Genomic DNA, 7,872 nt, shown 5'->3' with positions numbered 1-7,872 from the left:
ACGAAATTGCTGCTGGTTCTTTAGTGTGTCCAATAGAATATAAACTACTTTGATCATGTAAATTATAACCGAAATCAGGTTTTACTTTTTTACAAATGGTTTTTAAAATATTGGCTTCTGGAGTCACCAATGCCAACGCGTCACGATTGATGTCAATGCCAAAAGAATTTCTTCTTTTCCAGACTTCGGCTCCATCGGGATTGAGCATCGGGATGAAATGTATTTCCAAATGGTCTAATAGATATTTTCTAAAGGCATCGTTATCATCTTTTGCATCCAGGAAATTAAAAATATCAAATAGAGCCATTGTAGCAGTTGACTCGTCACCGTGCATTTGTGACCAAAGCATCACTTTGATTTTTCCTTTTCCAATAGACAAATGGTTGATGCTGCGTCCTTCTACCGAATTGCCTAAAATTTCATTTTTGAAAATTCCCTTTTTAGTATGTTTTTCAATTAATTCAACTACATCTTTGTGTTTTATAAAACGGTTTGTGATAGTTTTATCTATATAAGAATCATAGTTTTCCCATAGCAAATCTGTTTTGCAATTGTTTTTAAAGTTTTGAGCTTCGACAATCAAGCTTACGCAAAGAAAACTCAATAGGATGTAGATTTTATTTTTCATTTATTACTTTTTAAAATAACCAAATATAAGCATCGGAAAATCCATCCCTCCATAATTTTTCGTTGTGTTGACCACCTTTGACAATCTTTTTTTGAGTCAAATTTTTGCATTCACACCTTTTTTTTGAAATCAAAGCATCGATTTTGTTCAGGTCTAAAACCATATCTGCATCACCTTCATTATCACCACAAAGGAAATATATTTTGGTTTTAAGCTTTGGAGTTTTCTCTGTTAATTCAATTATTTCGTTGCGGTTGAACCAAAACGAGGGCGAAAAAACTCCTGCTTTACCAAAAACATCTGGATATTTCAGAAGCGCATAATAGGAAACCAAGCCGCCAAGGGAACTTCCCATAATACCTGTGTTTTTTGCATTAGTCTTTGTTCTGTATTTGAAGTCAATTGCTGGTTTCAATGTTTTTACAATGAAATCAAGATAATTATCGGCATTTCCACCTCCATATTTTGCATTTTTATAAGGAGTTAATTCCTCCATTCGTTTTTCGTTTCCGTGTTCAATTCCAACCACAATAACGGGAGCATGTAGGCTGTCTAGTTTTTCGTCTACATTCCATTCTCCTACATAGGAAGTCTTGGTATCAAAAAGATTTTGCGCATCCTGCATATAAATCACAGGATATTTCTTTTTAGAAGCATCGTAATCTTTTGGTAAATAAATCCATATTTTCTTGGTGGTATTGAGCTGAGGCGCTTCAATACTAAAAGCAGAAACTTGTTTTGAAGCCGTGTTGTGGTTCTTGTCTTCGCTCGTCGGGTTGGGCTGCTGTGCAGAAGTTGTAACTGTTGAAAAACAAATAAATAGGATTGACATCAATAATCGTTGCTTCATTGTAAAGTTTTGTGTTTTGGATTAAAAACAATATTTTAGCTAAAAATAATAATTTGATGCAAACAAACGAAGAAAAAATAAGTTTACTTTTAGAAATGATAGCATTTGCGACAATTGACGGCAAATTGCATAAAAATGAATATGCTTTTTTAACAATTGTGGCTAAGGAATTGAATATAAGTAATGCTGTCTTAGAAGATTTGTTTCACCAAGAATTGCCTCCAATAGTAATAAAATCTGAGTTTGAGCGCTTCCATCAGTTTTATCGATTGGCTTTACTAATGTATTCCGATGGTGTGATACATTCAAAAGAAGAAATCGCTATTATACAAATAGGAATCAATATGGGACTGAATCCAATAGTTACGAATCGTATCCTCAAAATGATGAAATCGAAACCAAGCCCGATTATTGAAGCCGATGTTTTATTGGATATTTTCAAAGAACAGCACAATTAATTTGATTTTCAACCTGAAAACTTAATGATATTGATGCAAATTGCAATATTCAAAAGTCTAGTGTTAAATAAAATCTTAAATCCTAACTCGAAGTGTCGGGACTAAATCTTAAATAAATTATCTTTGCCAACTGAAAAAAGTTATATGAAGTTTGATTTATTACAAAAAGATCCACATACCAAAGCCAGAGCAGGAAGTATCACTACCGATCACGGCGTTATTGAAACCCCAATTTTTATGCCTGTGGGCACTGTTGCTTCGGTAAAAGGAGTGCATCAGCGGGAGCTCAAAGAAGAAATTAATCCTGATATTATTCTTGGAAATACTTACCATTTGTATCTACGTCCACAAACCGAAATATTGGAAAAAGCGGGTGGTTTGCACAAATTTATGAATTGGGATCGTAATATTTTGACCGATTCTGGAGGTTATCAAGTGTATTCGCTTTCTGCCAACCGAAAAATTAAGGAAGAAGGCGTGAAATTCAAATCGCATATCGATGGTTCGTATCACGTTTTTACCCCTGAAAATGTAATGGAAATTCAACGTACTATCGGCGCTGATATTATTATGGCTTTTGATGAATGTACGCCTTATCCTTGCGATTATCGCTATGCACAACGTTCGATGCGCATGACGCACCGTTGGCTAGATCGTTGCATCAATCATTTGGAAAAAGTGCCAACAAAATATGGTTATGACCAAACATTTTTTCCAATAGTTCAAGGAAGTACTTATAAAGATTTACGTCGTCAATCTGCTGAATATATTGCCAATTCTGGACAACAAGGAAACGCCATCGGAGGACTGTCGGTAGGTGAGCCTGCCGAAGAAATGTATGCAATGACCGAAGTGGTTTGTGAAATCCTTCCTGAAGACAAACCGCGCTATTTGATGGGTGTTGGAACTCCAATTAATATTTTGGAGAATATCGCCTTGGGAATTGATATGTTCGATTGTGTGATGCCAACTCGAAATGCCCGAAACGGAATGTTGTTCACCGCAAACGGCACCATCAATATCAAAAATAAGAAATGGGAAGATGATTTTTCCCCAGTTGACGAAATGAGGCATACTTTTGTAGATACAGAGTACACTAAAGCCTATTTGCGTCACTTGTTTGCTGCCAATGAATACCTTGGAAAACAAATTGCTACGATACACAACCTCGGATTCTATATGTGGTTGGTTCGTGAAGCTAGAAAACATATCTTAGTAGGAGATTTTAGAACTTGGAAAGAGATGATGGTCCGTAATATGAGCCAGAGATTGTAAAAATTGTTTAAAAATGTTTAAAGTTTAAAGTTGTTTACACCCCAACAATTTTAAACCTTTAACTCTTAAACCTTAAACAAAAAAATGCTAACAATAATAGACAAATACATCCTAAGAAAATACTTGACCACCTTTGCGGTGATGTTAGGGTTGTTTGCACCTATAGGTATTGTAATTGATGTTTCGGAAAAAATTAATAAAATGATAGAGAACAAAATTCCGTTGACGGAAATTTTGATTTATTATTATCATTTTACGATTTATTTCACCAATTTGTTATTTCCAATATTTTTATTTTTATCGGTAATTTGGTTTACATCAAAATTAGCCAATGACACCGAAATTATTGCTATCCTAAGTTCTGGGATTTCTTTTACCCGGTTTTTAAGGCCTTTTATTATTGGAGCTTCGATAGTTTCTGTAATTATTCTACTTATGGGCTTTTTTATCGTTCCAAAATCTAGTGAGGGGTTCAATAATTTTAGGTATACCTATCTAAAAGGTGGCGGTAAAGAGGCAATGAGAGGAGAAAGCACCGACGTGTTTAGACAAATTAGTAATGATGAATTTATATATGTTAATAGTTTTGACGTAGCCTCAAAAACTGCCTATAATTTCACATATGAAAAATTTACTAAAGATAAGTTAGCCTATAAAATTGCTGCTTCAAGGATACAATGGAATCCGAAGACCAAAAATTATACAATGTATGATTACGTCAAAAGAACCGTTGGAGGCTTGGATGATAAACTTGAAAAAGCAGACAAAAAGGATGCTAAATTCAGTTTCGATTTAGAGGATTTAACGCCTGTCGTTTACATTGCCGAAACATTAAATTTGGGTAAATTAAACCGATTTATCGAGAAAGAGAGAAAGCGTGGATCATCAAATGTCAATGTTTATTTGGTTGTTTTGTATAAAAAATACAGTATTCCGGTATCGGCATTCATTCTGACTATAATTGCTGTTTCCGTTTCATCGATGAAACGACGTGGGGGAATGGGTTTGAGTCTTGCAATTGGAATTGCTGTTGCGTTTTCATTTGTGTTTTTTGATAAGATTTTCGGGACCTTGGCCGAAAAATCAAGCTTTCCACCTTTTTTAGCAGTCTGGTTTCCGAATATGATCTTCGGTATTTTGGCAATTATTTTATTACGTAATGCAAAAGAGTAGTTTAAAAAGCTATTTAAATCTTCATCTAATAGTATTTATTTGGGGTTTTACAGCAATTTTAGGAGCATTGATTTCAATTCATGCCGATGCCTTGGTTTGGTATAGAATGATTTTGGCAGCTGCTTTTCTATTTCTTTTTATCCTTTTCAAAAAAGGTTCTTTCAAGATTCCAATCAAAGAATTTTTTAAATTAATTTTTGTTGGATTGATGATTGCCGTGCATTGGATATTTTTTTTCGAAGCGATTCATGTATCCAACGTCTCAATTACTTTGGCAGTTTTTTCATTAGGTGCTTTTATAACCTCTATTTTGGAACCCGTTTTTTATGGAAGAAAAGTACTTTGGTATGAGGTTTTGTTTGGGCTCATAATTATAACTGCGCTTGGTCTGATATTGCAAGTTGAAATTCATTACTTCACAGGGATTTTATATGCGTTTTTTTCAATTATCATTGGAGTGTTGTTTACACTTATGAATGGAAAATTGATCGAGAAACACGAGCCTTCAGTGATTACATTTTATGAATTTTTGGCAGGAGTTTTTTTTATTTCGATTTACTTTTTAATCAAAAATAAATTCAATGTTGATTTCTTTATTTTATCTGCAAATGACTGGATGTATCTTCTTATATTATCGTCTGTTTGTACGGCCTATGCTTTTACAGCTTCATTAAAAGTGATGCGAATTCTATCGCCGTATACAGTAATGCTAACAACTAGTTTGGAGCCAGTTTACGGAATTGTTTTGGCTTTTTTTATCATAGGAGGAAAAGAAAAAATGAGCGTTGAATTCTATATTGGTGCGGTTTTAATTGTTGTTACCGTAATCTTGAACGGAATTCTAAAGCATTATCTTTCCAAGAAAAAATAATATTTATCAAAGAGTTTAACTATCAATTTGTTAGTAATTAGATGCTGAATTTACGTTTTTGATAATTTTAAATTTTATATTTGCATTTCAAATCACCGCATAAACGAATAAAACCTATGGAATATTTAGATTTTGAACTTCCAATAAAAGAGCTTGAAGACCAGTTGGATAAATGTCAAATTATTGGGCAAGAATCAGATGTTGATGTCTCAAATACTTGCAAGCAGATCAACAAAAAACTCGAAGAAACTAAGAAAAAGATATATAAAAATCTAACTGCTTGGCAAAGAGTACAATTGTCAAGACACCCTAACAGACCCTACACATTAGATCACGTAAAAGCGTTATGTGGAGATACTTTCTTAGAGCTTCACGGCGATAGAGGTTTCAAAGATGACAAAGCAATGATTGGTGGCTTAGGTAAAATTGGTGGACAATCTTTTATGATTATTGGCCAACAAAAAGGGTACAACACTAAAACTCGTCAATATAGAAATTTTGGAATGTCAAATCCTGAAGGTTATAGAAAAGCTTTGAGATTGATGAAAATGGCAGAAAAATTTGGAATACCAGTTGTGTCTTTTGTAGATACTCCAGGTGCTTTTCCCGGTATTGAAGCTGAAGAACGTGGACAGGGAGAGGCAATTGCTAGAAACATTTTCGAAATGATTCGATTGAAAGTGCCTATTATCGTTGTCATTGTGGGTGAAGGAGCTTCAGGTGGAGCATTAGGAATAGGTGTTGGGGATAGAGTGTTTATGATGGAAAATACTTGGTACTCGGTTATTTCTCCGGAATCCTGTTCTTCTATTTTATGGAAAAGTTGGGATTATAAAGAACAAGCAGCTGAGGCTTTGAAATTGACTTCGTCGGATATGAAAAAGCAGAAATTAGTCGATGATATTATTCCTGAACCATTAGGAGGAGCTCATTTCGATAGAGAAACTGCTTTCGCAACAGTAGAGCAATATATCTTGAAAGGATTCAATGAATTGAAAGACTTATCAACAGAAGAATTAGTCGCCCAAAGGATGGATAAATACAGTAAGATGGGTGAGTTTAAAGAATAAAATCTTACAAAATAAATATTAAATCCGAAGCCTTATCGTTTCGGATTTTTTTTGACTTGTTAACAAAAAAAAATTGTTTATCAACATTTTTTTGTAATAACTCAGTTGGCTTTTTTTTCTAATTTTGATTACTTTCGTTCTATGGAAAACATTAAAAATATTAACCCAATACGCATAGACAAGACTACCATAATTAACCTTGAAAAAGGCAAGTTGCCACCACAAGTTATCGACCTAGAAGAAGCAGTGCTTGGTGCGATGATGATTGACAAAAAAGGAGTAGATGAAGTAATCGATATTTTGCAGCCTGATGCTTTTTATAAAGAAGGGCATAAATATATCTTTGAGGCTATTGTTCAGCTGTTTACAGATACTCAACCTATTGACTTATTAACAGTTTCGGCTCAGTTGCGAAAAAATGCAAAATTAGACCTTGCTGGAGGCGATTTGTACTTAATTCAGCTTACACAAAAAATTTCCTCTTCTGCCCACATCGAATTCCACTCACGAATCATTCTTCAGAAGTTCATTCAGCGCAGTTTAATACGTATTTCTTCAGATATTATCGAAGAGTCTTATGATGAAACCACGGATGTTTTCGATTTGTTAGATAAAGCGGAGTCTAAACTTTATGAGGTAACTCAAGGAAATATAAAACGAAGCTCGGAAACAGCTCAAAGTTTGGTTTTGCAGGCCAAAAAGAGAATTGAAGAAATTGCAAACCAAAAAGGATTGAGCGGTGTTGAAACCGGTTTTACAAAATTGGATGCGATTACCTCAGGTTGGCAACCAAGTGATTTAATTATTATTGCTGCTCGTCCAGGTATGGGTAAAACGGCTTTCGTATTATCGATGGCTCGTAATATTGCAATCGATTTTGGTCATCCAGTAGCTCTCTTTTCATTAGAGATGTCCTCAGTACAGCTGATAACAAGGTTGATTTCTTCGGAAACAGGTTTGTCGTCTGAGAAACTAAGAACAGGTAAATTGGAAAAATTCGAATGGGAGCAATTGAGTGTCAAAGTCAAAGATTTAGAAAAAGCACCTTTATATATTGATGATTCGCCTTCACTTTCTATTTTTGATTTGCGGGCAAAAGCCAGACGTTTGGCTTCTCAACACGGAATTAAAATCATCATTGTCGATTACTTGCAATTGATGACCGCTGGAGGAAACGGAAAAGGTGGCGGAAATAGAGAGCAAGAGATTTCAACAATTTCTCGAAATTTAAAAGCTTTGGCGAAGGAATTGAATATTCCTGTGATAGCTTTGTCCCAGTTGTCGCGTGCTGTAGAAACGCGTGGATCGAGCAAAAGACCTTTATTGTCAGACCTTCGAGAATCTGGTGCAATTGAGCAAGATGCCGATATTGTATCTTTTATTTACAGACCCGAATATTATAAAATTGAAGAATGGGACGATGATGAGCAGTCGCCATCAGCAGGCCAAGCGGAGTTTATCATCGCCAAACACCGTAATGGTTCGCTTGAAAATGTAAGGTTGAAGTTTGTTGGAAATCTAGGTAAATTTGATAACCTTGAAGAGTA

Annotated in this window: 8 protein-coding genes; 6 read left to right on the top strand and 2 right to left on the bottom strand. The window is 34.7% G+C overall.

Annotated features, from left to right (window positions below):
• Both ACIQ1E_RS13145 and ACIQ1E_RS13140 read right to left on the bottom strand, forming a co-directional pair.
• On the bottom strand, positions 1-628 hold a 628-nt coding region (locus ACIQ1E_RS13145), incomplete at its 3' end, for a M14 family zinc carboxypeptidase (RefSeq protein WP_396171770.1).
• A gap of 10 nt (positions 629-638) precedes the next feature.
• Complete coding sequence (locus ACIQ1E_RS13140) at positions 639-1,478, bottom strand: alpha/beta hydrolase (RefSeq protein ID WP_396171769.1); 840 nt, start codon at positions 1,476-1,478, stop codon at positions 639-641.
• 56 nt (positions 1,479-1,534) lie between these two features.
• Between ACIQ1E_RS13140 and ACIQ1E_RS13135 the strand changes: the two genes are divergently transcribed.
• The 6 genes from ACIQ1E_RS13135 to dnaB form a co-directional block, all read left to right on the top strand.
• Positions 1,535-1,936 (top strand): excinuclease ABC subunit B, encoded by a 402-nt coding sequence (locus tag ACIQ1E_RS13135; protein ID WP_396171768.1) that lies wholly within the window; start codon positions 1,535-1,537, stop codon positions 1,934-1,936.
• A gap of 144 nt (positions 1,937-2,080) precedes the next feature.
• Entirely contained in the window at positions 2,081-3,211 is a 1,131-nt protein-coding gene (tgt, locus tag ACIQ1E_RS13130) for a tRNA guanosine(34) transglycosylase Tgt (protein ID WP_396171767.1), read from the top strand.
• A gap of 84 nt (positions 3,212-3,295) precedes the next feature.
• Complete coding sequence (locus tag ACIQ1E_RS13125; RefSeq protein WP_396171766.1) at positions 3,296-4,384, top strand: LptF/LptG family permease; 1,089 nt, start codon at positions 3,296-3,298, stop codon at positions 4,382-4,384.
• Positions 4,371-5,255 (top strand): DMT family transporter, encoded by an 885-nt coding sequence (locus ACIQ1E_RS13120; protein ID WP_396171765.1) that lies wholly within the window; start codon positions 4,371-4,373, stop codon positions 5,253-5,255. Before ACIQ1E_RS13125 ends, ACIQ1E_RS13120 begins: the two co-directional genes overlap by 14 nt.
• A 116-nt stretch (positions 5,256-5,371) precedes the next feature.
• Positions 5,372-6,325: an acetyl-CoA carboxylase carboxyltransferase subunit alpha gene (locus ACIQ1E_RS13115; RefSeq protein WP_396171764.1), complete on the top strand. Its 954-nt coding sequence runs from the start codon at positions 5,372-5,374 to the stop codon at positions 6,323-6,325.
• 141 nt (positions 6,326-6,466) lie between these two features.
• Positions 6,467-7,872 (top strand): replicative DNA helicase (gene dnaB, locus ACIQ1E_RS13110; protein WP_396171763.1); only part of this gene is annotated, 1,406 nt, incomplete at its 3' end.

Origin of the sequence: Flavobacterium sp. (assembly GCF_044348915.1) — a bacterium.
GTDB lineage: Bacteria > Bacteroidota > Bacteroidia > Flavobacteriales > Flavobacteriaceae > Flavobacterium.
The sequence above is the reverse complement of the archived record's forward strand: the minus strand, read 5'-3'. Positions and strand labels throughout refer to the sequence as shown.

What these genes read in the sequence shown, in the direction of transcription:
- ACIQ1E_RS13140 (WP_396171769.1), bottom strand. Translation starts at nt 1,478, where the DNA reads ATGAAGCAACGATTATTGATGTCAATCCTATTTATTTGTTTTTCAACA.
- ACIQ1E_RS13135 (WP_396171768.1), top strand. Translation starts at nt 1,535, where the DNA reads ATGCAAACAAACGAAGAAAAAATAAGTTTACTTTTAGAAATGATAGCA.
- tgt (WP_396171767.1), top strand. Translation starts at nt 2,081, where the DNA reads ATGAAGTTTGATTTATTACAAAAAGATCCACATACCAAAGCCAGAGCA.
- ACIQ1E_RS13125 (WP_396171766.1), top strand. Translation starts at nt 3,296, where the DNA reads ATGCTAACAATAATAGACAAATACATCCTAAGAAAATACTTGACCACC.
- ACIQ1E_RS13120 (WP_396171765.1), top strand. Translation starts at nt 4,371, where the DNA reads ATGCAAAAGAGTAGTTTAAAAAGCTATTTAAATCTTCATCTAATAGTA.
- ACIQ1E_RS13115 (WP_396171764.1), top strand. Translation starts at nt 5,372, where the DNA reads ATGGAATATTTAGATTTTGAACTTCCAATAAAAGAGCTTGAAGACCAG.